Here is a 25,708-nt window from a genome sequence, read left to right on the forward strand (position 1 = left end):
TCGCCGTTGAAATCTGATCGCGCCAAGCCCTACAAGCAAGGCCCCGCAGTCTCTTAATCTAAAATCACGCAAACACACTGGCCATGCCTGAAAAGACACGTCGACCGGTGTGTTTGTCGTACATAGGGGCCAAAATATTCATTTTCGATTCTGACCTTTTTTCAAAAAAGTGAGAATCGACAAAAAATCTAAACGTGCACAAAAATTTGGGCGAATCTTTGTGCACATATACGAATGGGACGACCCCGCGATGGGCCGTCCCATTTTTTTGCGCAACATCCACCCCTCAATCGATCGGCAGCCCCAGCCGTCTTTTCAGCTGAGCCTCGCTCGTCGCCATCGCCGCCTCAAACGCCGGGTAGTCCGCGCAGTCTTGCGGAATATGTAGCCCAATGCGATCCAAGTCCCATTCATGTTGAATGGCGGATGGATCCGGCCGGCCCGACTCGTCCGGCACCGCATCCAGCCCCTGCCGCACCAACAGCGGGTGCTCGAGCTGGGTGCCCTGTTCCGGATACAGATAATAGCCGTGGCGCGACTCGAACCTCAGCAGATACGCCAGCATCTGCTGGTAATCGCGGCCACCGATGTTCCCATACGGCTTGTACTTCGCGTCGACGATCACCCGCGGCGCGTCGCGAATGAAATCCGGGAAGATCGACCCCTTATTACGACCGGTCTCCTCGTCGAAAAATAGAAACTGCTTGAGTTTTTTAGAGTTGTTCCGCGGATGCATGACCGCCGGCGCCAGCAGTGAGTTCAAATACTCCTCCCACAGCCACGCGCCATCGAACAAGATGCCGTAGACCTGCCGGGTGCCAAGGCCGAGCTGAATCTGGCGATGCTGAAGCAACAGCAAACACAGCCGCTGCAAGTCCCTGTACTCCCGATAATACGCGTGCATCACGGGCCGCTGCTGGTTGACGTTGATCAGCTGCCGCACATCCCCATGCCGCCCGCCGACTGCCTCGCGAACCAGGGCGACCTCATCGCTGACGCTGGCCAACAATTTTCGGCCGCCCGCCTGCCCCACCAGCATGTCGATCGTCGCCTGCACCAATTGGAACACGTGATTATCCGCCGTGAGCTCACGCCGGCTGTACGCGACATTCCCGAGAAACGGCGTGTTTTGCCGAAGATGGCGGGCAACATCGATCGGCCCGCGCACCGCCGCCTCATTTTCCTCGCGGCGAATGTACGTCTTATACAGCCCCTTGCGCAGCGCCCGTCGCAGGTAGAGCGGAAACGAATACCGAAGCAGATCCACCAACGGCCGCTGCGCCGACCCCGTCGTGGACAGATCGACCACATTCGGCGTCCCCAGCACCTTCGCCAACAGGTATTGGAAAAAATGATCCTGCCGACCCGGACGGACGAAGCGCGAGGTGATCATGAGCTGCTCGTCACCTTTGCCAATAAACCCCATAACATTTCCAGCCCAGACCTGGCGCTGCTTTGTGAACAGCACCTTCTGATCGGCCGTGAGATCCTGCTGGTCCGCCGCATTCGGATCACCCGAGTCGACCGCGTCGAAGGCAGGAAAAACAAACAGGTCATCGCCCTTCAACTGGCCCAGCGTCCGATCCGTCAAAACAGCCGCCAGCTCGGGCAACTGCGCCAAAGTCGCGGGGGCGACTGGATTGTTATCGCGTATGGACGCCCGCGCGACGCTACTCATCCTGCTCGCCTGTCGTTAGGGTCGCGGCTGGTGAAGATGGGGTTTCGTCAGACTTAGCCGGGTCGTCAGATGTCACCGGTTCGTCAGAATCTGCCGGTTCATCGGACTCAGCCGCTACCAAGGTTGCGGTTGTGCTCGATGTGCCGGTTTCGCCAGACGTTTCTCCGGCAGTCGCCACCCCGGCAGCCTGCCCATCCCCACGCTGCGAGGTCGCGCCCGCTTTTTTCACCGCGGCATCGAAGATCGCCTTGTACGCTTCCAGTTGACGCTGGTCATCCACCATCCCGCGAATGTACTCGGCCAACAGCGGTTCCAGGTATTGCGACCAGAGTTCGGCGGGGCTGATCTCGCTGAGCTTCAGGAAATACGATGGTCCAAGGTCATAATTTTCGTTGAGCCCATCCGTGTGCTCGATCGCCACGTTAAGATCGGTCATGATCGTCTGCGCCAGATTCTGCTTATTTTTCAGCTCGCTGAGCATGCCCTTGCGCTCGTCTGCCGTGATATTCATGAAGCGGAAGCGCCGGCGCATGGCGAAGTCGAAGCTGTCGACGGAGCGGTCGATGTCGTTCATCGTGCCGAGAATGTAGACGTTCTCCGGCACATACAACTTATCGGCGTCCGCGTCGTCGCTGGCGTGGAGGTTCGCGTACTGCGTCGACACCGCGCCGGCCGGGCCACGGTAGCCGGGATCGATAGCGTAGAACAACTCGCCGAAAATTTTGCCGATCTCGCCGCGGTTGATCTCGTCGATAATGAATACATAAGGCTTGGCCGCGTCGCCATTAGCCGTCTGCTCGTCGATCGCGTCCTGCAAAAACGCCTTGAACGTGCCAGGCTCCAGGCGGAACGTCATCTGCTCGTCTTTCTTGCTGACATGGGGCCGCAAGCCTTCGACAAAATCCGTGTAATCATAGCTCGGATGGAACTGCACGAACCCCAGCCGCGTTTTCTCCTCGGCAGTCAGGTCCTTCACGCTGGTGGTCGTGTGGCCACTGATGATGTAAGCCGCAACCATTTTCGCCAGGTACGTCTTGCCTGTGCCAGGCGCGCCGCGGAAGATCACGTTGGCCGAGGTGGTCAGGGCCCTAGCGTATTTTTCGATCTCGGGCGCTTTGATCTCAGGCCGTGCCGCTGTCGTCTTGACCTTATCCTCCTCTTTGGGGTGCTTGTCGACCTCTTGCCAGAAGACGCGGGCGACCACGCGAATCTCATCAGCCGTCACCTGCGCCCCACTGAGCGGCGTGGCAAAAAGCGTGGTCTTGTTGTTGGCCCTGTCATCGTACAGATCTACGCGCAGCGCCGGGTGATTGGGGTCGGAAATGTCATAGGTAAAATTCGTCACGCCCGCATTCAAATAAGGGGTCGCGCTGATGTGGCTACCGCCAAACGCTCGGCCAAAATTCCAGCCGATCTCCCGGCCGCCGATCACGATCTCAGACAGCTTGTCACGCTTGCGGAAGCCGCGAATCCAGCGGTTGTCCTGCGCCTTGTCCGCATCATAGTCACCGCCGTTGTGCGCCAGCGCCCAATCGACATACTCGATCAACTCTTGCGCGATTGGGAGGAGTGCCTCGACCCGGGCGTCTTTGGGGGCGTCGGAGGCACTGGCAATCGAGTCATCGGCCTCGTCCTCTGCCCGGAGTTCAGCCCCCTCACCATTGCCATCATCCGATTCGTCGTCATTCGCCTGATTATTTTGAGCTATTTCGGCAAGATGGGCCTGGTAGGCATCCTGTTGATGTACCAGATTGCGTGTCAGATTGAACCCATATTCGTGATATAGCTTTTCGCCAAGCTCAGTGATCTGATAATAGCCCCGCCGCGGCCGCTCTAGCATAGCAGCTGTCGTCAACTCGAACAACGCCCACCAACAACGATTTTCGATCGTATTGGCATTGCTACTGCCGCTCGTCGCATTCCGCAGATCATCCGGCAAGCCGATCGAATCGATAGCCTTCGCGACCAGGTCCTTGCCGCGCCATTCCGGTTTTTCTAGAGCTGTCCCAAGCAAAACGGCCAGCATGCTTTCGAGCCCTGGCACCCCATCCTTTGCGATCTGAAGCTGTTTGTATTCGACTTTCATGAGCGACTCCTTCCTTGCCCGCGTGCGGGAAATGCTTTCTCTCTTTATTTTCGGCTATCTGAGGGATTTTGCAAGCGGGAAAATAGGGCTCGGCCAGCCTAACCTGACACTGTTAATACGAATACAGCAATACAATAAAGACTGAGTATCAAAAAATCCATCTACACTTAATAATTCAAGAGGTGGCTTACTTGTGGACTGCACTGCAACAGAATACATCAACAGCAATCCAGCCAGTCTTGGGCCATCAATCAAAAAAAAGACAAACTTTCGGCTGTTTCCAATGCAATTTTGCGATCACTTGATGTGGTAATCAAAGCTCCCCTGTCCGCATGAACTCTGGAAGGAGAACAGTAGAATCCACTAACGACGGACTGATCCGCTACCTTCCGGCTTGATGCTGTATGCTCGAAGCCGGATGGTCTGGGCCACAACGGGTGCCTGTTAATTATTCTTTGTACCTCGATGCCTTAGGGAGTTGATGTATCACGCTTGCCCTCTTCATTCTTTGGTAATCGGCTCTCAAATTCGCACTCCTTAGCCATAAATGGGCCGCAAGCACGTTTGTCATCAACTGATATCAGTTATAGAACGTGATTGCTTTAGATAATGTGCAATTCAATAGGGCCCGTTTAATTACGCTCTCTCAATTATTTTCGTGGAAACTTTTCGTTTCAGAAAAAAACCAAGTCTACTTGGTAATATTTACAGCGTAATAATTGTTAGAATACAGTCATAGAAGTATGGATGGTGAAATAATGACTGATCAATTAGCACGGCAATTTGGACATAGCTTATATCAACTACGTGTTTCAAAGAATGTTTCGCGCCAAACGGTCGTGGATCACAATGAAATCTCGTTGAATGCTTTGACTAGTATTGAAAATGGGCAAGCAACTCCTAAACTTGAGACTTTAAAGATGTTGCTACAATTCTATGGATTGTCATTTCCTCAATTTTTTAGCCAACTCGAGGATAACGAAGAAAGTAGCGGCCTTAATCAAACATTACGTTCTCTTGTGAAAGCAGATGCTCGATTCTTCATTCTCGACACGAAGGGCGCGACCAAGGACAATAACTATCAAGACCAAGACTTTATTACTTACCAGTGGAACGAACGGATTTTTGGAAAAGTGCGGGAAGGTGACTGGTTTATTTACCGTCGCCCTGCTTCCGCCAGCAAGACCGGAGATTTCTATTTTTTTGGAGCTGGCCAGATAGGCCGTCTCACACACGCGGGTAATGGCGATATAAAGGCAAATCTAGTCAATGCGTTTCCTTTTGAACATTTCTTGCTGAAGGACGATGACCTTAATAGTTTTCAGTGGCATTTTAAGACACGTACACGACATGACTGGATGCACTTCTTCAACCAATATGGAATGACACGCATAGACCCAGACGATTTCTTTGGCCTAATTGCGCTTGTTGACAGCCATTCCACGCAAAACACACGATATGACCTTGCAACTCTAAGGGAGGAGCAAGAAATTTACAGAACCATTCAGACCGGAGCTGATGCACCTACAGAACAGCAGTCATTGGAAACCCAGCGTATTGGACAGGGCGTCCTCGCCGAAATTGTCAAATCAAACTATACCTTTCATTGTGCAATAACAGGAATTAGTACACGCAATTTTTTAGTCGCGTCTCATATAATTCCTTGGGCTAAAGATCCAACACGTAGACTGGATCCCACGAATGTAATCTGTCTCTCAAGCCTAATGGATCGGGCATTTGATCAGGGGTTTATTACCTTTGATCCTGCGCACAATAATCGACTGGTACTTGCTAAAGTTGTTCATGAGGACAGAAGGTTGGAAGAAGCACTTAAACCCTTCTCAAGAAAACCCTTAGAGATGCCAATTCGGGCAAGGCCCAGTGCAGAAGCGTTACAGTATCACAACGATGTCATTTTTCGTGGTAACTAACAATTGAAATTTATCTACAGCCTTGGGTTTTTCCTCACCCGAGGTTTTTTTACGAAAAAGATTTCCGATTGCTTGCTGATTGAAAAAGCGTTCAGATATGCTACACTTTCTCCCTATTTTCCCAAAATGCGCAATGATACACGTAAATATGTTGGGTGAATCCATCCTTGTGGGGGCGGGATGGTGAAAGGGTGAGCTGAATTGACAAGGCACGGGACTCGATATCAACCGGATCCGCACCGCACACAAAGGCGTAACTTCAAAGTGGTGAAGCGCGGCGCCCTTGCGCTTGCGGTTTTTGGCATCGGCACGGCATTGGCGATCGCCATGCCATCGTCGGCCGCCCCTTCTGCTGGTCAAACCGTGCAGGCGGCCACGACCATGTACAGCGGGACTTGGGGCACCGTCAATTGGACCATCGACTCCGACTGGACGCTCCACCTTGGCGCGGGCACTGGGGCGAGCTATGTGACGACCAACACTACCGTCAATCCTTGGGCCGCGTATAACGCCAATATCGTCAAGGTCGCCGTTGAAGGCAAAGTCGTGTTGCCGGCCTCCGTTAATACACTATTTGGCGTCCAGCCCGTCTCTGCCGGGCAGACCACGACCGCTTGGCAAAAACTGACCAGCATCACAGGCCTGGAAAATATGGATACCAGCAACGTGACTTCCATGGCTTATATGTTTGCCGGGACACCGGTTCAGACCATCAGTGGATTGGCCGGATGGGACGTGTCCAAGGTCGCAAGCATGATGTTTATGTTCAACAAACTCCCGAACCTGACTCAGCTCGACCTATCCGCCTGGAACACCGGCAACGTGACGAACTCCAGCAACTTATTTAATGGCGACACCGCGTTGACCTCCGTGGGCGACCTCAGCAACTGGAACATGGCCAAAAACACCAACATGGGATACATGTTCACCTCGACTTCCGCGCTTCGATCCATTGGGAGCCTCGCCTCCTGGAACGTCGGAAAAGTCACCAACATGCAGTCGATGTTCTACGCCACCGGCATCACAGACCTCGGCGCGCTCGATGCGTGGGACGTCAGCAATGTGACCTCCATGACCTTCATGTTTTCCGCAACGCCAAATCTGATTCACATCGGCGACCTCTCCACATGGCAAATGGGCAATGTCGTCAATCCGGGCTACATGTTCCAAAATGCAGCCGCGTTGCAGGACATCGGCCATCTCGACAACTGGAACGTGTCCTCGATGATCACGATGCAATCCATGTTTCAAGGAAGCGGCCTAGTGGATTTGGGCAACCTCGCAAACTGGAACACCAGCAAAGTGACCAACACGACCGCCATGTTCGCAAATATGCCTAACCTGACCACCATCGGGAATATCGGCCAGTGGCAGACCGGCCAGCTGACCTCTGCTCAGATGATGTTCCAAAATGCCGCGAAACTGACTTCCCTCAACTTTAATGGATGGAACACAGCCAGTCTCACTGCCGGGAGAATTACCAATATCTTCGCTGGCATGACCAGCCTCAACCAGATCACATTCGGCCCACAATTCACGCTCCAACCAGCCCTGCCAAACGCCACCACAACGACCCATTGGCTATCAGTTGGAACAGGCACCGACGCCGCCCCAGAAGGCCTCATCGACCTCACCACCGTTGCCGGCACCACCGCCACCTCGGCTTATACGGGCGTGAATCCGGATACTTATGTGCTCACCTCGCTGGAAGCCACCGCGACAATCACCTTCGTCGATGATGACGGCGGCGGTACGATTGTCGGCACTCCCACCACCGTTTCTGGTCTCCCTGGCGCCACCATGCCCTACGCCGTCACCGTGCCGACCAATTACGTCCTCGCCAGCGGCAGCCTCACGGGGAACATTGTTTTGACCCGCGACGACAGCGACAACGTGGTGATCCACCTCAAGCATGGCATCTCAGGGAACACGACGATCACGGGGTTGCCAACCGATTTTACCTATCCGGACAACATGACGAAAAATACGATCTACCGCGAATTCACGCGCACGATCACCGTCACCGCGCCGGACGGGACGATCACGACCACCACCCAGCTGATCACCTACTTCTGTTACGTCAGATATGACCTCGTCACCCACGCCATCGTGAAAAATTCCGACAGCTACTGGCACGTCTCGGCCGGCATCGACGCCACCGGCAACCTGATTGCAGGCGGGGCGCACCCGACCGGCGATGGCTCCAACGATGGCAGCTGGCCCGCATTCACCCCACCCGCCATCCCGGGCTACAAAGTTGTCGGCAGCGACGGTTCCACCAGCGCACCGCAAAAGACCGTCAACGCAAAAACCGGCGCAAGCACCACCCTCGCCTATCACTACGAGGCACTGCCCGGCACCGCCACCATTACCTACATCGACGAAAACGGCGATCCAGTCGGCAATCCCGTCACGGTAAACGGCTTGGTTGGCACCGCCGTCAGCTATACCCCAGTTTTGCCAGCCGGATACGACTTCGTAAACGCTGGGGATGCGGCGGCCAAATCGATTATTATTTCCGCCGACACTTCGGATAACCTGACCATTCGCATTGAGAAATGGGTGTCGCAGTTTCCGGCTACCGGGAGTTCCAGCAGGCTGGTGATGCAGGGAATTAGTGTCGCAGTGCTGGGCGTGGGGGCTGTTGGACTCGCGCTTGGGGCAAGGCGCAAACGGCATGACGCAAAATAACGTCGCACTCGAAGGCAGCACACAAGCGGATAGCCAAGGCTGGGCAAGTCTGGCACCACCGAATATCGACTCAAAACACCAACCAAAACAATCTACTAAGAATCAAAAAAAGGGAGTGCCGGTCAAAATTCCGACACTCACTTTTTTTAGCTTAATCCAAACGCCTTAAATGCCGCATCTTCGACATCTTTATACGTGACCCAAGTAAACGCACCCATCAACTCAGGCGGGACAGTCGCCATCTGGGCCATGGCACTCGCTGGCAACAGGACATTCTTCGCCCCGCTGTCCTGTGCCACCTGCAACATATCCGCCAAGTTATCAACTTTGCCGATGGACCCGCCCAATGACATCTCGCCGAGCACGACCATGCTGTCGAGCGTCGGCCGCTCCACCGAAATTGAAATCAGCGCAATGAACGTCGCAAGCGAGAGATGTTCGCTCGTCTCATTGCTATTCAGATTGGTCACGTGAATTGCATAAGCGTGCTTCATCGGCATCATGCGCTGATCGATTTGATTATAATTCACCAGCAGATACCGCATCGCCGTATCCATCGCTTCACGGGCCGCCCGATTGGAACCAATCCCCGTCTTATCCAGTTTCCCGCTGCCAGGAGCCTTGGTCGTTTCGAGCTTGAAAAGACTGACTCGCTCCGCCTCATCGTATTGAACAGTGTACACGAAGCCTGGCTTTTCAATGCCAACGGGAATCAGCGTCGCGGATCCCTGCTCAGGCACCGTGACATAAGTCTCCTCACCTGTTTCGCGATCGATGTAGGAGAAGTTGACGTCATAGAATTCCATCCCGCCAATCTTCTTCAACTGTTCCTTCACCCGACGCCGCATCTCAAGCGCAAACGCCAAGACCTCCGCCACTTCATCCTTCGTGAATTGGCCATCGGGGAAAAGCAACTTGATCATCCCGGAGACGGTTTTGCGTACCGCAATCGTGTCACGTTGATTCAACTGATTGCCCAGCGCGAAATAGTCCTCGATAACATCCCCGTACCCAGTTTTCCGCAATTCACGCATCACCTCGGCGAGATAATCCGTGATCAGCCCGTAACCGTTCGTGAAGAACGCAGGCTTGTACTTTGGAATCTCCCAGCCCGGCAGGTAGTTGTGAATGCGATCCAAAAAGGCGGTGTCGGTTCCCATCGCGGGTGGAAATGGCTCAAACAAGTTCGATGTCCGCAACATCACATCGACACTTTGATTGATATTCCCAACAAACACCATTCCGGCGTCCGCCTGGATCTCGTTGCGGCCGCGGACAAACGACCCAGAGGCCATGTAGTCCTTCATGATCTGAATGCCATCTTGGTCTTTGAAATTGATCCCGGCAACTTCATCGAACGCCACCGCATCCCACATTCCAACCAGTCCGACTTCACGGCGAGCCATATTGTAAAACAGGTTGGCCACCGTGGTCTGCCCGCCGGAAACCAAAATTGTATTTGGCGACAGCTCCTTATACACGTGCGACTTCCCTGTGCCACGTGGGCCGAGTTCAACCAAATTATAATTATTTTCAACAAACGGAATGAGCCGTGAAATCAGGAGCCATTTGACCCGTTGATCAAACTCGCTGGGCTCCATGCCAATCGAGCGCAACAACAGATCGACCCATTCATCCGTCGTGAAATGCGGGCGTGCCTCATAGACCTCACTCATCTGAATGGCCGGCACCTGAACCGGCGTCAACTGCTCAATGATGAAATGATCAATGCTCTCGTGGTCGTAGCTGAGGCGGACGATGGACCAGATGCCGCCGACCAGCAGCCGTTCATAGTCTTGGACATAGCGCTCGTCGATTGGGACGCCAACCAGGTTGAGATTACTGAAAGCTGCCTCGTAACGATCAGCCGTCGAGTTCAAATAAACCTGAAGCCGATCAATCACCGTATGCGAGCCGACTTCACGGATTTTCGACTTAATCTTCTCCGCCTCATCCGGCCGTACATAATTGTTCGCCAGCGTCTTCTTCACATTCTCGACGCCGCGCTCGATCGTCACCGGATCAGAGCCACTTGCATACTGCCCCAGCAAAAATTCCAGCACATAGGTCGGCACATTAGCGCCTTCCTTGATGCGCTGCGTGAGATCCTTGCGCACAAAGCGGCCGGGAAAATAGGCTTCAAGTTTATCCAGCAACGCGTCCTGGTTGGGCTGTTGTTCTTGCATTTCGTCATCAGATGTCAAAGCCGAAGCCTCCTTGAATCACAATGTCCATTTGATAATCCGATGTGTATTCCACGCCGGTTTCATCATTGTGCAGCACCAAATGATACGTGTGGCCGTTAATGAACGGCTGCTCAGCCAGCGTCACCCGCACCGGCTTGATGCGCGCCTTTGGATCTGGGTCGCTGATATCGGCCACAAACGCGGTTTCGCCAGAAATCTTGCGATGCGCATCGTCCACGAAATAAATTGAATAGTGCGCTGGCGTGACCACTTCGCTGATTGGATCGTCCTGCATCAAGCGAACCGTCAACTGCCGAGACGTGATGCGCGAATTTGCGGTAACATCATGGATCCGTGCATTTTCAGCCTGCGAGCGGCCGCGCTTGGTTGTGACCTCAAGCACCGGCACCAACATTTCTTGAAGCGAGGCGCCACCGTGCACATAATTTTGGCCAGCCCCAGGCGCCTTGAAAATGTTGAAGTTGGTCGGGTAGTTCACATAGCGTTGATCCGAGTTGCCAAGAATATCCCCGATCTTTTGTGAACCAACGCCGGTCAATTCGATCGGATGTTCACTGAACGCATAGCGCTGTTCCTTTTTGAGAGTTGGGAAGCTGCTAATATCGATCTTGTTGGCCTCATCGATCGGCGCCCAGCGGTAAATAAAGCCGTGATCAGCCGTCACCAAGACGTTGCGGATCGAGCGATTGCGCAAAATCTCAATCACGCGTCCCAACTGGTCGATGGTGCGCGTAACCGCATCGAAGACCTGATTTTCACTTCTCGGGCTTTCACCGGTGTTATCAATCTCGTTATGGTACATGTACAGCGTGTTCTTGCCAGCCAGTAACGCGGTGCGCGCATCGGTGCTCATCGCCAGAAACTCGGTCACGCCAATCGCATCCGAATTCGGATCCTCTTGTTGCAAAATCGCTCGGCGTTTCTCGAGACTATCGCAATCCTGGCCGTCAACCATGACCTTCTTCTCTTCGGCATAGGCCAACTGATGATTGGGTAAGAGCGCGGGCATTCCAAAATAGGTCACTGATGGCAAGCCAGTGATCGTCCAGTCCATGGTGGTTTCAAATTTGTCCTGCTGGTCGAGCTGGGCCTGTAATTCTTTTGCTGCCTCAAACCGGAACGCATCGGAAATAATGACCACAGTGCGGTTCTGTTGATTGGAAACAAAATTGCTGTAGAACTTACGCTGCAAATTCCGCGTTGGGACTTTTGTCGGCGCATAAACCTGATTCCAGCGGTTGATCGAGGTACTCAGATAGTCGTTTAGATACGTGTTTTCAACTTTGGCACGCAGCGGAACAACGAGGTCTTCTTGATCCGGACTGACCTTTTGCATCCCCTGAATAAACTTCCGATACGTGGTATCAATCGTGTATTCAGTGGTCGTATACCGCTGAACCAGACCGCCCAGATCATCGCTGTCGCCGGCATTGTGGAAGCGCAGCAGACGAAGCGCCGCCAACTCGATCTCGTAGACCTGATCATATTGCTCATGATAGGTCATATTCTGCCGCTGGCTAATCAGTTCATCCAGCGTATTACGCCCGACCTTCGTGGCCACATCACCATCAAGCAGACGCCCCGTCAGCCACTTCACAATCATTCGATCCAGTTGCGGGAACGCATCGATGTGCATCAAAACAGACACATCAAGCTTCTGGAATTGTTGTGCGGCATCGACAGCCTGCCAAACCTCTTCAGCGGTACGTTGAATATCTTGCTGTGCTGTAAAGAGATTACGCGAATTCTGGATAAACGAAATGGCATTGTTGACCTGCGTGATCTTATACGTGTAGTAGTAATCCGGCAGTTCCGCTTGGCCCTGGTCAAAGGCAAAATTCAGGAAGATCGCAGACATCAAACCAAGCAACGTTGGCTCGTCCGGTACATAGCCATATCCCTTGGCAATGAAGTCCCAGAATTGAGACAGCACACCGTATTTTGCAAAACTCGAAAGAATGGAATTGTCAGCATCGGTGGACTCGTGAATGACCGCCCGAAGCACGCCAGAAAGAGTGACTTCATCCGCTTTGGATAGCACAGCAAGCATTGTGAGCGTCGGATTTTTCTTCGGCCCATACATCTTCTGAAAACGCATCTTGCGTTCCTTACTTGCAAAGAAGGCTTGCTGGTCGGAAACAAAACCCTGCTGATCGGCAGGCAACTGCAATTCCTCTCGCAACATCGTAACCGCATCCGCAGAGTATGAACGGGAGAAGCGCTCAAAGTCAGCCAAGAAATCTTCATTCAAGGCAGGCTTTGGCACTGGGGAATAAACCAGCGCACTCCCACCCGCTTCCTGGATCTCAAGCAGCTGGAGTTTGGTGTGAAATTGTTGACTAGCGGCCATCTCAACGATTGGTACATTCAGGTTCTCGCGTAATTCCGCTATATTGTCAGCAAACGCACCTTCGTCGTCATACCAAAAGACAAAGTGGTTACTAGGTGTGAACATCCCGTTCAACGCCTCTGTAATCTGAGTCAAGTTCAATTCTGCCATGTGCTATGTATCCCCATTCTTCCCATTCGGACCGCAGTATAAACTACTTCAAGTATAGCGAACGCGGCGATTCTTTACTAGATTTGTACGCAATTAACGAGCTAACCAAGCGAACTTTGGAAAGATAGCTGGCAATCCGATTAGTTACTGGATTAGTCCAGCAGTCATCGCTGCCTTTGATGCAATGCCAGTTTCTAATTATGGCGAAGTAAAGTCTGGCATCATGGTCAATAGCGGATTTTTAAAACAATGGTATGAGGTTCCGGCACCCGAAATAATTCAGAATGCTAGACAACAAGCAGATATTAAGGGCTTTTCATGGGTTCCTATCAATAGTGGCGGGGGATATATGAGATGGTTTGGCAACAATGGAACTGTTGTGTTTCTCAAAAACGACGCCAGAGCTATTAAAGAATCTCAGACGAATTATCGGCTTCGAGACGAAAAGTATTATTTCCGGACAGGCATTACTTGGGGTCGAATTACTTCAGCAGATCTTTCGTTTCGAGAAGCTGAATTAGGGAGCGTCTTTGGTGATGCAGGTCCGATGCTGTTTATACAGTCGAAATCTATACTACACTACGTACTTGGATTCTTGAATTCCAAGTTAGTTACTGAGTTATCGGCAGCTCTTAATCCCACTCTGAACTTTCAAGTAGACGACCTTCGAAAGCTTCCGCTAAAAATCGACAATAGTTTGACGGAGAGAGTTGATCTCATAGTCAGTCAAAATGTGGATATGTGTCGGGAGTTCGAGAATAATAGCGAACTATCCTCATCCTTTGATAGATCAAGTTTCACACTCCATATCGCTGAGCATCCACTCTCATACCCGCTGAAAATCGGGCATTATAAAGGCTATGTGCCAAAAAAGTGCCAAGAATTCAGAAATTATTTTAGGAGAGTGGATATCACATGGTAAGTTATCGAAAACGTGGGGACGTTTGGCAGTACGAAATTTCATACAAGGACATCACTGGTCAATACAAGAAATTGCGGCGTTCCGGGTTCCGGTTGAAGAGCGAGGCGGAATTGGCAGCCAGCCAGGTTCGCACAGACTTCGTCGATGTAAGACAATACAGAGACGCGGACTTGTCGCTCGCTCAATATTTTGAGCGCTGGATCCAACTGTACAAAGTTCATTCAGTTAGCGATATCACGCTACGTAAGTATACGAACACGCTGCAACACATTCGTATCATCTTCGGCGACATCAAACTCAGAGACATCACAAAGTCCCTCTATCAGGACCGCATCAACTATTTCGCTCAAACCCATGCGATGAGAACTGTGGCCACATTCCATAAGCAGATCAGGGCAGCCTTGCTCGACGCGCTGGATGAGCGAGTCATCACAACCGATCCGACTCGCAAGACGGTCATTACAGGGCAACCGGTCCGTTCCAAGAAAAAAGCTTTGGACTTTGGCGAGCTTCAGACGCTCTTGCATACACTCAATCCGGCCAATTGTGATGAGCTAATTATTTACGTTGCCGCAGTCACCGGCATGCGTTATGCAGAGATATTAGGCCTGACCCCTGCTGACATTCACACAAACAAAAGTCTGGTCGATATCAACAAAACGTGGGATTACAAATATCGAACGGGCTTCAAGAAGACCAAAACTGCGGCTTCTAATAGACAGATCTCGTTAGACAGAAAGACGGCAATCCTACTTCAGGATTATATTCAGGCGCACAACATCTCACCACACGATCCTGTGTTCTTGAGAAATGGTGTCGCACCAGTATCAGCAGAAATCAACAAAGCATTAACCTCAAAGCTGTTCGAAGACCATTTACCTCGGATTACGTTTCATGGTCTTCGTCACACGCACGCCTCAGTCCTGTTGTATCAAGGTGTCAGCGTCCTGTCCGTGTCAAAGCGCCTCGGCCACAGCAACATCACCACCACCCAATCAACATACTTGCACGTGATCAAGGAGTTAGAGCAACAGGACAATGATAAAATCATTAACGTTCTGAATACTCTATAATTTGGCACTTTTGTCGGCACAAAGAGAGCCCGCGAGGTTTGTCCACGCGAGCTCTCTTTAACTATTTGAGTGGCGTCAAAAGTTTTTCTCCGCCCTGAACCTTCTCGTAATTCACCACAACACCATCATCCAAATCAAGATCAATGTGGAGGTTTGCGACATGCTGGAGCGACTGATCAAACTTCGTAATTTCATCTAACTGATTGGCTAGCTTGGTCAACCTTTTACCGATTGAGTTTCGCTCTGAGGAACTCTTTTCAGTCTCCAGCAAATGTGAAAGGTACTCCTGCTTCTGCGCATAGGCGTCTTGCAACGGATGAAGATAAGCAGTCCGAATCGTTGCCATTGTGTTCTCGTCATAGCGGTGTAAATACAGCAATGCCTTGAATCCGCCCTGTTTGCCGGCATTTAGTTGCCAGTAAATTGGACGCTTTTGATAAGTCGAAAGATGATCACGGAAGAAATCATCACAGAAGTAATGCCGAATTTGGTCTTCAGGCGTGTCACCTTTCGTATTCAACGAATCAGCGATATAACGAATATTCTCAGACAAATGCTCAACACCGAAAGTAGTTGTCATAAACTTCTTGAAGCGAACCAGGATATCACGCTCATCACCAAAATAGTCATCGTCAGTCAACAATACCACGTCATCCTCAACGGGCTGGACTGTCTTGTATTTCGATGAATCCCAATATCCGCCGGCATATGCAAGTCCAGCTGTGTCGATAGAGTATCGGCCAAATGTCACGCCAATGAAGTAAGAAAGAAACGACCGAATATCTCGTCCGCGATCTGCCAGTCTGACAGAAACATCCTCGTCCTTCACCTCTGGTGTTAACTCATCTTGAAGTCCGTACAGGTCGATGAAGATTCGATTGAGTTCCTCCTCATTCGCCTTCAACTGATCAAAACGCTGTTGAGCTTCATCGCGCCATGCATCAAACGCTGCTTCCACTGTCCAGTTTCGGTGATGCTCAGCGATCTTCAAAAATGGAAATTGTGTGAACTGCCAGGATTCCTCATATGAATCTATTCCTTCTTCAACAGCTGCAATGCAAGTCCCGACGATGGTATCAATGGCGTTGTCAGACTTAACCGAAACTGGAAGTCGCTTTAAATCACCATTTGTAAAAGACATGGATGGATTTAGGCCTTGTAGAAAATGAAAAGCCACTTTTGAGTTTATAAATCCCAATATAGTCTTGGCTGACACAGAAGCGTCAGGATACATGGTGCGACTTGTATCATCGAAAACATAGCCAGAAGTCCTATACCGCGCACCGAACCGTGAGGAGCTCAGTTTATTCCAGGATATGCCAGGTCTAAAATAATAACTTGTGTTCCGTGCCGCGCCAGCCATTCTGCCTGTCCGATTTGTGTAATTTCGTATATGTTCCCCATTGTTCTGCCAATCAACGACAATCTCTTTTCGATTTGACCACTTTATGAACAGGCCACCAGTATCGCAGGGATACCATCGGACGTCTCCCGAGGTGGTTTCAGAGATCGTGCTAGTTGTAAAAGAAATATTGGTATCTTTGACTTCTTGCCAGCGTCTTTGAAATATACCGTTATCGCCGGTAGACAGTCCAGCCTTCAACTCTGCTACTTCCTGAAGCGCTGGAAAATCTCGAAAGGCCGAGACCATTCTCTCTGAAAACCAATAGGTGATGGGCTGCTCCACGATGACTTCGAAGTTCGCTTGGTTAGTTCGTTTATAGCGATTGCCTGCAATTGGCACATGTGAAGGAATCTTTCCTGACGCGACATCGGAAGTCTTTATTTGATGATACGTACCTATAAAGTTAGTCAAGCTAGCATTGCGTGTAATTGTCACGGCCGTCCCAAAGGCTATGCCCATGACGTTGTTTTCCATATGCATCAGATTGGATATCGTATATTTAGCCAACAACGTCTGACGTAACGACTCGAAGCTTGACAAGAACATCCACGATTGCATTGTCACCATTGCGCAATATCCGCCCGGCACCACACTTTCTTGAAAGTGTTCAAGAAACATTGCGAAGAGGTCCGCTTTTGCATTTGGATAGTGCTTCTTAGCAAAATTTGCCAAGGTATCATCCATTCTACTTGATCCCATATAGGGCGGATTTGTCACGACGACCTCATACTTTTTAGCAAGAATCTGACAGATATTTATCAGCTGTCCCACTCGTTCACTTAAGTCACCGCTTGCTATCGTGGCCTGGTTCAGCTCGAACAATCCTGCTAACGGCGCAATGTCTAAATTGCCAATCTCGGTGAGCGAACCTGTGACATTCGCATTTGTAAACACCGTAATTGCTGACCGAAACGCATTTTTTTGCTTTTCAGTAACCTCAGGATATGCCAATTCAAGCTGGTCAGTTGTGAGATCCCCAAACGAATTGACCGTAAAGAGCTTTGGCAGATTTCCTTTAATCAAGGCTCTGCGATCATAATGCCGGAGTTTCATCATGACAGAAAACGAGGCTAACTGTGTCGCACGCTTATCCAAGTCAAGACCGAACAGATTGTTCTGGATAATATTCGTAGCCGCAATTCTCTGAGAATAGCCTTGATCGAGGTAGATTTGCATTAGTAGGTCAAAAGCATACACGAGCATATGACCTGACCCCATCGATGGATCCAAGATTGTCAGCTGTTCAGGTCGTAGGTCACTTAATTGGCCGTCCTTCACATCTATAAGTAATTGCACATCGTCAGGCTGGGCAGCTTCAGGCATATAATATTGCCACTGAAAGTGTTCAGCAATCTCAGTTTCAGAACGGCTGTCACCTTTTGCAAGTAGGCTTTTAATCCAGAGCTTTCCGACTGAATTTTGGAGCATATACCGGACAATCCAGTCTGGTGTAAAAATCTGGGTCGCTGACGCGATTTCTGTTCCCCGGAATTTGTGTGACTTGGGTTGCTCGATCGCTTTAGTCTTTTGATCAGTATTGTAATATTGGTAGAGCCAACCAATCAGTTGAACCTGGCCATGGCTATCATCATTATCCAAATCAAAGCTGGCCTCTGGAATTGAACGAACAAGCTCTGGAATAAACCCTTGATGATAGCTAGGAACGAACAAGAGCTGCATGTAATCGTCAAGAGGTTCAAAGACCTGTGGTAATTGCTTTGACAAAATCTTGATCTGTTTCATAAACAAAATTTGATACAGCCTATCCATAGTCGACGGAGATTGAGTCTCTCATGCAGGTTCAATAAGCTTGTGATCATCTTTAGAATAGCCACCAAGTTCCTGTTCGAGATCGTTGGCATAGACAAGAATATCCGGTTCAGACTTGCCTTCAGTTGATGACAAAACCCGCGTTCCACTTGGCAAGTAATCATTTACTTCCATAAAGCGAATCGCCAAGATTCGATTAAACCAGGTGTATGCTACTTCCTCGACAAAATCCTCGAAGTGAGAGTTCCCCTTTGATGAAACTTCCGACAGATGCGCAACAATCTTTCTTCTTCGGAGAATATCATCCCCAGTTAGCGGCTCGCCGTTTAGTTGTGGGAAGAACTCTGCCTGCTGCGTAGACTCTGGTAATGGCGACGATATTGCTTCTTCTGTAATTCCTAATACGGCGAGACGTAATCTGACCGCCTCGACCAATTCCAGATGAGAATCGATAGCAAACTTGCTGATTATCTTCTTATCCATGCTTACTCCTTGTCCACTAATTCAGATGAATATAGATCCCGTCGACTCCTTGTTCATCGAGCCGCTTTTGAAGATTGTTGCGCAACTCCTCAACAAATGCGTCCAGATCATCCACTTTCATGATGGTCCAGTTGTCTTTGTTTGAAAGCTCTTTGATGTCCACTGTCGGAATGTTTCGAACCGTCGAAGTCGGTGCAGCCTTTGCTGTAGTATGTTCGGACGATTCTTTTTTCCGGTCCGCATTTACAGTCTCGTTACTCTTGATCTCCGTTGTATGTTGCGTATTATCCGCCTGCGCCTTCTGAAGCCGCTCTGCTTCGGCTGCCGCTTCCGCTTGCTTGATTTTCTCAACCTGATTAGCAATGTCATTGAGGAGGCTGTTGGGCTTAACCGAGGCGAGGTTCCGCTTAGCATTCAGATCATTCAAATTGCCAGAGTCCTCAGCATCACGAACAATTCGATCGAGGCTTGCGTTGAAGGCATTCAAAGCCGGTTCAGAGAACTCCTTGGGCAAGTTGGAGCGCCGCAGCTTATCGGCACCCTCTTGGCGCTGTCCTTCAATGGCTTGTTTGACGTCCTCGAGGTGCGCATCAAACATTTCGGTGTACTGATCATCGAATTGCTGATCCAACGCTTTGATCTGCTGGATGTTATTGTCCGCCCGATTTGAGTTTAGTAGTTCCTTTAGCTGCTCAACTAGCTTCTGAACCTCAGCGTCGTTGATCAGGTCACTGGAATGAGTGTAGATTTCCAGATCGTTTAACCCATCATCCCAAATCTTTTGGGAGTTTTGATTGAGGTAGAAATCCGAGATGCCTTTATCCTCGAAATCGTCGTGCCAATCCAGAAGATCATCATAGCGTTTGACAATCAACTCAAAGAAATAGTCTGAGTCGTGGGCGCCCAGCAGTTCGCGAAGAAGTCCCTGACCTTGCTGTAATAAGTCGTGGCCAGGATACTTCTGATTCTTGTTCTCGAAAAGTTCGATGTTTTTCAGATCTGCCGCGATCTTAACCTTCAGCTCACTCACCAGTGCCTCGGGATTGTCAGAGGAGAAGGACTTCTTATTGAAGACCTGACTCGCGATGTCACGCATTTTCTTGATGGTCTGTTGGGGCAATGTCTTTCGAATTTGGATGGCGATTTTTTCTGTGTACTGCTTCTTCGTCAGAAAATCGACCAGCTGCTGCGCGGTAAAATCAGGCGAGTATGGACTGACCGTCTCCCCGTTGTAGGTCAGCTTAATCGCGCCACTTGTAAACAGGTATGCAACGATCCACTCGATGTCTTCTTGTGTGTAGCCAAACGGAACCCCTTCAAAGCGGTTCAAGACTGACTTCAAAGTGATGTGAGGATCGTTGGCCCGAGCCAACCAGCTTTGAACTTCAGTAATCGCCTGGGGATTTTCTTTGGTCGTTACCAGATCGTCCGGATCCTTCAGGAGTTTGAGAATATCCTTCTCGCCCTTGGCCACCTCGATGTAACTCAGATTACGGAATGTGTTGTCCACGGTGATACGCGCGGCTTCCGCAAACTTGTTTTCAAAGCCACCACCGTTCTCCAGTTCGCGGCCACCGACGATAATGGTCGCATCTTGGAGGGCGGCGACGGCGTGTTCACGAGCCAGCTGGCGCAACTCGTTTCGTTCCGCAACACGCGCATCAATCAAGCTACGATAGCGCGCGTCCATGTTCGTGCTACTGTTCAACTGGAACTTGCGAATTCGCTCTGCAAGCCGGATGTAATCGAGGTAATCCTCTTCATCGGGCGTCAGGATGATGATTTCCTTCGGTGCGCCAGAGGATAGCAACATTGCCTGCGCCAAATCGTGATACCGCGCGTTCAGCGGGGTAATGATCCGAATTGAGAGGTCCGCGTTGCTCTTGCCAATCGGGGTATCATCCACAAACTCGTTCAGCGTGAAGACATAACGTCCGGAGAGCTTAGGATAACTGTATTTGTTATCAATCACTTTGAGGTCATACCAGTACGTCCCCAGCGCATTGACGATCTCAGCCTCGCTAACCTGCTGCCGGCCGATCTGAGAAATGATATCCTGTTCCGCATCGGTCAGGAAGACATAGCTGTCGAGATTCTTTTCCACAAACTTTTGGCGAATCAAACGCGACAGCGCGTCCTTCACCATCTTGGTCAGTTCAATCCGATCGACATCAATGCTGTCGATCATCAGCGTCACGATGTTATTCAACGTGGCCTTGAAATTATCCACATACTTGACCATGAAGAGCGTCTTGAGGACTTGCAGCGCAAATGGATTTTCCTCTTGTTTTGGATTGATCACCTGGTAATCCGTGCGCGCATTCTCGATAACAATCCGGTGGGTATGATCCAAAAATTGCTCCAGACCTTCGAAGAACAGAGAGAACGGGACCAGTGTGCCCTCGTCGGCATTCATAATTCGCTCGGCCGACTCTTGGAAAATCGACAGCATAGACCGTTCACCTTCGGAAAGATGCTTGCCATCTGAACCATGCGTTCGGATGGCGGTCAAAACAGATTGCAGGAGTTTAAATTGATAGGGCACAAATGGATACTCGTCCGCAAACAATTTTGGCGAGTCGTACTTGTCGCGCTGCACATCATCGAAGTCAATCGCGTTATTGATTGCCGCCGCATTGGCTGTGTACACGCCTTCGAGTTGGCGCTGGACTTCTGGTGTTTTTGCCAGCAAGCGCTTCTTGATGACTTCATCAACATTGGCCGAGCTCAAATTGATTCGCGTCTTGAAACGGCCTTGGATTTTTGAGAAGTCCTGGCCGTTCAGGTTGCTGGTGACATCCCCAATGGCCTGCTGCGAGGTCACAATAACCCAAGCCTTGCCGCGTGTGGCACTGCCAAGATCCTCGACAACGGTCTGAAGATTCAGCATCCGCTGTACGCTGTCACCGATAAACTGGCCGACCTCATCAACCAGGAAGGCGACGCGCTTGCCGGACGCCTCTGTGTAATCGGCAACCAATTTCGCAAATTTTTCGATATTGATTGGGAAAGGCGTCTTCAATTGGTCAATGAAGCCCTGCGCATCGGCTTCGTCCTGGAAGCCAATTTTAACCAAAGCGTCCTTGATTGTGCCCATGTTGAAAGCATAATTGTCGCGTCCCTCAATCCAGCCGAGATGATTTTCCTCGGCGGCTTCGAACGCTTCTTTGAACGCCTCATACTTGCCAGCCTTGGTCAGCTGACGCTCCATTTCCGCAATCCAGGCATTGGTCGTCGAAAAGCCCTGCATCTCATTGAAGACCTGCAGGAAAACATTGATGATGACGTTGGCGTCGTTCTTTTGCCCGGTCATTGCTTTGGCATCGATGTTAAACAGAATGACCTGCGTGGCGGAATCGGCAGCGCGGCTCATTTGACTGAATGTCATGGGATCTTTGATCTTATCTTGGAAGAAATCAACCGCACGGCGGCCCTTCACTTCCCGATTTTCAAGGATGTCTGCAATAATCTTCAGAAAATGCGACTTCCCTGAACCAAAGAAGCCTGAGATCCAGACCCCCATGTTATCGGTTGGCCCATTAAGTGCGACCTCATAAGCCGAGAAAAACTTCGAAAAATCGTCCTGAAGCTCGCGCGTCACAACGTATTCATCGAGCTCTTGTTCAATGTTGTCTTCCTGGCCGACCTTGATAACCCCTTGAATTGTGCGGTCGATATTTTTTGCAAACAGATCTTTAATCTTCATGATCATTCCACCCCATTCTTAAGCCAAACGCCCGATAATAATGATCGTCCTCAAGCTCCCCAAACATTTTTAAATTAGTCCCGTTATAGACACCCGGGTAAAACATCACGACAGGCGACGTGTCGATCACCTGATTCAGCGTATTCAACACCTTGTGCGAGCGAATCAACGGAAAGACCTTCCCAACCCCAGTGAGAAAAATAATGGTCGGCTGAGTCTTGTCCAGATGATCCTCGATGTACTGAACGATCCGATTCTCTTCCTGGTTCATCCGCATGATGTTGTTCATTTCGATGATGACCCGCGACATGCCGTCCTCGACTTCCATCTTCTCGAACGCCGCCCGGTAACCGAAACCATCAACGATCGTCATCATGATGTCGAAGAGGTCAAAAACCTGAACGTTCGCGCCAATCGTGGCGACCGTCGATTCTTTGGCAATCGCCGCCACATTTTCGCGGACAATCAGCTCATCTTTTGGTCGATAATCGAATATGTAATAGCCGACTTCATTGGATAAGCCTTGATTACGCTGAAATGCTGGCTGACGGATCTTCTCGCGCAGCCGGTCGAAATCTCTATTTAAGTCTGCCATCGTTACCTCCCATTAAAGACAGCCAAGTATTCAGGATGATTACTGCCTTCGATGGCCGCCTCGAGACGCGGATCGAGTAACGGCCGGATGATCTGAATATCATTACCAATAAATGTGGCAAGGCCCGATTCAACCAAATAGTTTTTGAGTGTCCCCTTTAAGCGGTTCACAGTCTCATCTGTCCATTGAGCAGTTTCTTCATGCGTTGCCTGAAGATTCCGGAAGAACGCTTGAAGCTCGAAATCCTCAATCTTCGCATCCCCCAACAACAGCTCTTGCCGAAATTCCTCAATCATGAACGTCCGCACGAGTAAATTGATATTCATAATGCTCATGAGGTTGATGAGCTTTTGATTGTCGGTGTCGACTGAGTAACTGAGTAAAAGATGTCACAGGTCTGTGCAGATAGCGATGTGATACGGTGTGTCATTTCCGAGCAAAAGCTCACTGTCCGTGGCCGAGAGGAAAATTTGAAATAACGCTCATCAATAATTCGTGTATTGATGTCTTCCCAATTGTCATCCTCGACATACCATTCCATAATCTGTGTAAATTCTTTAAACCAAAATGGAAACTTCACTGATGCAGCGGAAAAATGTTCCATCACTTTTCTCCTTTTACTTGTCCCATTACATCATATTTTAGCAGACAAACTGCCGACTCGCTGAACCATTTGCGTCGCGAATGCAACCAATGAGAACCATCAGCACGAATACGTATTATCTGGTAATCCGAAATGCCAGCGGCAAGGCATCCAAGCAAATAAAGAGCCCACCTGGTCGCATATTGACCAGGTAGGCTCATATCTTAGACCTAGAGTAGTTACAACTCTCTATTCGAATTGCTCTTTGGAAGTCCTCAACAGTTTATCGAAGTCCTGGCCATTCATCTTGTAGATATCGACCCCGGCTTCCTGGAGTGCCAGATACTTTCTTTCCTTCGAGCTGGTTTCTCCATCTGTCAGATTATGAGCTGTTTGAACTCCTTCAACGTAATAATCAGTCTTCTCTGTTAACGTTGGACCAACAGTTCCCCCGTGGGACTTAACAATATGTTCCATTTGCTTTCGGGTGTACTGTCCATCATCGATGGTACCCGTAAAAACAAAACGCATATTCTCAAACAGCGGAGTGGTATCAGTATAGTTGAATACCGTGGAATTAGTCGAAGCTATCTTACCGCCTGTTGCCGCTGATGCAACAGAGGGTAAGGATAGCAGTAAAGCATACAGCACCTCTGTGGCTCTCGCATCCGTTAATGCGTTATGCGAAAGTGCTTTGACGCCAAGCATGTGCTTCACTGTCGTAAGTTGCGAATTGACCCCTTGATGCTTGCGCCGGCGAGCGAGCAACATGACATCCAGTATCGAATTATTTGTGAGATCAATACCCTTCGCTTTGAGGAACGGCAGATCAAAACCCTTTAGGTTCCACCCGATAACAAGGCGGTCTCCAATAAAGCTCATCAGCTCATCAGCCAATTCATTTAGCTTAGGGGCGTTATCGACGTCCTCTTGTCGAATTCCAGTAAGGTTAGTGATGTGCGCTGGTACCGACTGAGCGGGATCAATAAAACTTGTGAATTTTTCGGTTTCCAAGCCATTCATTACGTGCGTGGCCGAGACCTGAATCACATCGTCAAAGGCATAATTCGTTCCCGTTGTTTCAATATCAAGCGAGATAAAATCCGAAGCCAGATCCGGGTGGCTCGGTAACTGGTAAATCGAGGCATTCCCTGGATTCCGCGAAATATCCCTGCTAGCCAAAGCCTTTCTCTTCTCATAGAAAAGGTCCTGGCTGCCAGCTCGATGAGCCTTGATGATCCATTCAAATTCGCTGATCAAGGCGGACGCACGATTGGTCCCAATCAACCGTTCATCCTGCCTGACAAGGTATCCATCTTGGATGAATTTACCTAATTCTGTGGGCAGATCCACTGCGTAAATTCGACGGAAATATTTCGGCGAATAGACGTCTGGAAATTTTGGGTGTTGTGTAAACCACCAGAGAGCGACCACATCCCCAACCAATAAATTATTTTCGTCAATTCGGTCAGTTGGATATGGCGCATAGCGTGCAATTGTTTCATCAAAATCAGTTTTCGTTGTCGGTTGAACAAACATTATTAGCTCTCCTCCACTTTGGTGTCATTATACCGAGTCGGATGAATCTCTTTTCCTGACCACGGATCGAAATTCGGCAACTGACTCCATAACGCAAAGGGTAGTGCCATGTCCAGTCCCATACTTTCTTCCAGTTCCGTCAACCGAAGAAAACGAACAACTCGCCCCTTTGCCTCTTGCCTGGCAACAACCCGGTCAAGCGCCTTATTAGGAATAGCTCTCTCTTCTTCCGTCGCAAAAACAATGATGTCAATGGCCGCGCCTCGATCGGCAAGCTTAACGATTGTTCCCCCAAGTGCCTGAATCCGGGACGTTGTATCAATATCGATTTGCGTTTTCTTAAAATAGATGGACTTGCCAGAATACTTCCACACATCAATCCCCCCAAATGTTTGCATATCCGAAATTTTCCGAATACGGTTTATCGTAACAATCTTAGTCTTCACCGTTTGAAAACGGTACCAAAAAACATTTTTTTGCGGCATCTGCCTATTATTCATCACCCCTCAATGACACAGCACTTACGAGACCCTTGTCCC

At 50.0% G+C, this 25,708-nt stretch carries 15 protein-coding genes and 1 pseudogene; 4 read left to right on the top strand and 12 right to left on the bottom strand.

Annotation, left to right across the window (positions count from 1 at the left end):
* Window positions 1-286: 286 nt before the first annotated feature.
* Entirely contained in the window at window positions 287-1,678 is a 1,392-nt protein-coding gene (locus JUE67_RS01435; RefSeq protein ID WP_203626016.1) for a 5-methylcytosine restriction system specificity protein McrC, read from the bottom strand.
* The gene (locus tag JUE67_RS12845; RefSeq protein ID WP_308441134.1) at window positions 1,671-3,764 is read right to left on the bottom strand and encodes a winged helix-turn-helix domain-containing protein; all 2,094 of its coding nucleotides are present in this window, start codon (window positions 3,762-3,764) and stop codon (window positions 1,671-1,673) included. Before JUE67_RS12845 ends, JUE67_RS01435 begins: the two co-directional genes overlap by 8 nt.
* Before the next feature lie 758 nt (window positions 3,765-4,522).
* Between JUE67_RS12845 and JUE67_RS01445 the strand changes: the two genes are divergently transcribed.
* Together JUE67_RS01445 and JUE67_RS01450 are read left to right on the top strand one after the other, a co-directional pair.
* Window positions 4,523-5,695, top strand: coding sequence for an HNH endonuclease (locus JUE67_RS01445; RefSeq protein WP_203626018.1), 1,173 nt, complete (start codon window positions 4,523-4,525; stop codon window positions 5,693-5,695).
* A 201-nt stretch (window positions 5,696-5,896) separates the two neighbouring features.
* Complete coding sequence (locus JUE67_RS01450) at window positions 5,897-8,386, top strand: BspA family leucine-rich repeat surface protein (RefSeq protein ID WP_203626020.1); 2,490 nt, start codon at window positions 5,897-5,899, stop codon at window positions 8,384-8,386.
* A 146-nt stretch (window positions 8,387-8,532) separates the two neighbouring features.
* Here the strand turns inward: JUE67_RS01450 and brxL are convergent, their stop codons facing one another.
* Together brxL and pglZ are read right to left on the bottom strand one after the other, a co-directional pair.
* Window positions 8,533-10,590 (bottom strand): protease Lon-related BREX system protein BrxL, encoded by a 2,058-nt coding sequence (brxL, locus tag JUE67_RS01455; protein WP_373301783.1) that lies wholly within the window; start codon window positions 10,588-10,590, stop codon window positions 8,533-8,535.
* Window positions 10,580-13,093, bottom strand: coding sequence for a BREX-1 system phosphatase PglZ type A (gene pglZ, locus JUE67_RS01460; protein WP_203636933.1), 2,514 nt, complete (start codon window positions 13,091-13,093; stop codon window positions 10,580-10,582). The genes brxL and pglZ overlap by 11 nt, the downstream gene beginning before the upstream one ends.
* Window positions 13,094-13,277: 184 nt before the next feature.
* Between pglZ and JUE67_RS01465 the strand changes: the two genes are divergently transcribed.
* Both JUE67_RS01465 and JUE67_RS01470 read left to right on the top strand, forming a co-directional pair.
* A complete protein-coding gene (locus JUE67_RS01465) occupies window positions 13,278-14,015 on the top strand; it encodes a hypothetical protein (protein ID WP_203626024.1) in 738 nt (245 codons plus the stop codon).
* On the top strand, window positions 14,009-15,088 hold the full coding sequence (locus JUE67_RS01470; RefSeq protein ID WP_203626026.1) for a site-specific integrase: 1,080 nt from the start codon (window positions 14,009-14,011) through the stop codon (window positions 15,086-15,088). The genes JUE67_RS01465 and JUE67_RS01470 overlap by 7 nt, the downstream gene beginning before the upstream one ends.
* Before the next feature lie 61 nt (window positions 15,089-15,149).
* Here JUE67_RS01470 and pglX read toward each other — a convergent pair whose 3' ends face one another.
* From pglX to JUE67_RS01505, 8 genes and pseudogenes are all read right to left on the bottom strand, one after another.
* Complete coding sequence (gene pglX / locus JUE67_RS01475; protein WP_225877857.1) at window positions 15,150-18,263, bottom strand: BREX-1 system adenine-specific DNA-methyltransferase PglX; 3,114 nt, start codon at window positions 18,261-18,263, stop codon at window positions 15,150-15,152.
* A gap of 21 nt (window positions 18,264-18,284) precedes the next feature.
* A complete protein-coding gene (locus JUE67_RS12665; protein ID WP_225877858.1) occupies window positions 18,285-18,746 on the bottom strand; it encodes a BREX-1 system adenine-specific DNA-methyltransferase PglX in 462 nt (153 codons plus the stop codon).
* Window positions 18,747-18,762: 16 nt separating this feature from the next.
* Window positions 18,763-22,452 carry a BREX system P-loop protein BrxC gene (gene brxC / locus JUE67_RS01480; RefSeq protein WP_203636934.1) on the bottom strand — a complete coding sequence of 1,230 codons (3,690 nt, stop codon included), beginning with the start codon at window positions 22,450-22,452 and terminating at the stop codon, window positions 18,763-18,765.
* Window positions 22,442-23,047, bottom strand: a complete 606-nt coding sequence (locus JUE67_RS01485; RefSeq protein ID WP_203626030.1) for a DUF1788 domain-containing protein — start codon at window positions 23,045-23,047, stop codon at window positions 22,442-22,444. The genes brxC and JUE67_RS01485 overlap by 11 nt, the downstream gene beginning before the upstream one ends.
* A gap of 2 nt (window positions 23,048-23,049) precedes the next feature.
* Window positions 23,050-23,403, bottom strand: a pseudogene (locus JUE67_RS01490) (BrxA family protein); the annotation flags it as partial.
* Window positions 23,379-23,651, bottom strand: a complete 273-nt coding sequence (locus JUE67_RS12870) for a BrxA family protein (protein WP_203626034.1) — start codon at window positions 23,649-23,651, stop codon at window positions 23,379-23,381. The gene JUE67_RS12870 and the pseudogene JUE67_RS01490, both read right to left, overlap by 25 nt.
* A gap of 228 nt (window positions 23,652-23,879) precedes the next feature.
* The gene (locus JUE67_RS01500) at window positions 23,880-25,169 is read right to left on the bottom strand and encodes an exonuclease domain-containing protein (protein ID WP_203636935.1); all 1,290 of its coding nucleotides are present in this window, start codon (window positions 25,167-25,169) and stop codon (window positions 23,880-23,882) included.
* A gap of 2 nt (window positions 25,170-25,171) precedes the next feature.
* Entirely contained in the window at window positions 25,172-25,669 is a 498-nt protein-coding gene (locus tag JUE67_RS01505; protein WP_203636936.1) for a hypothetical protein, read from the bottom strand.
* Between the last annotated feature and the right edge of the window lie 39 nt (window positions 25,670-25,708).

The organism is Lacticaseibacillus mingshuiensis (assembly GCF_016861785.1).
Taxonomy (GTDB): Bacteria; Bacillota; Bacilli; order Lactobacillales; family Lactobacillaceae; genus Lacticaseibacillus; species Lacticaseibacillus mingshuiensis.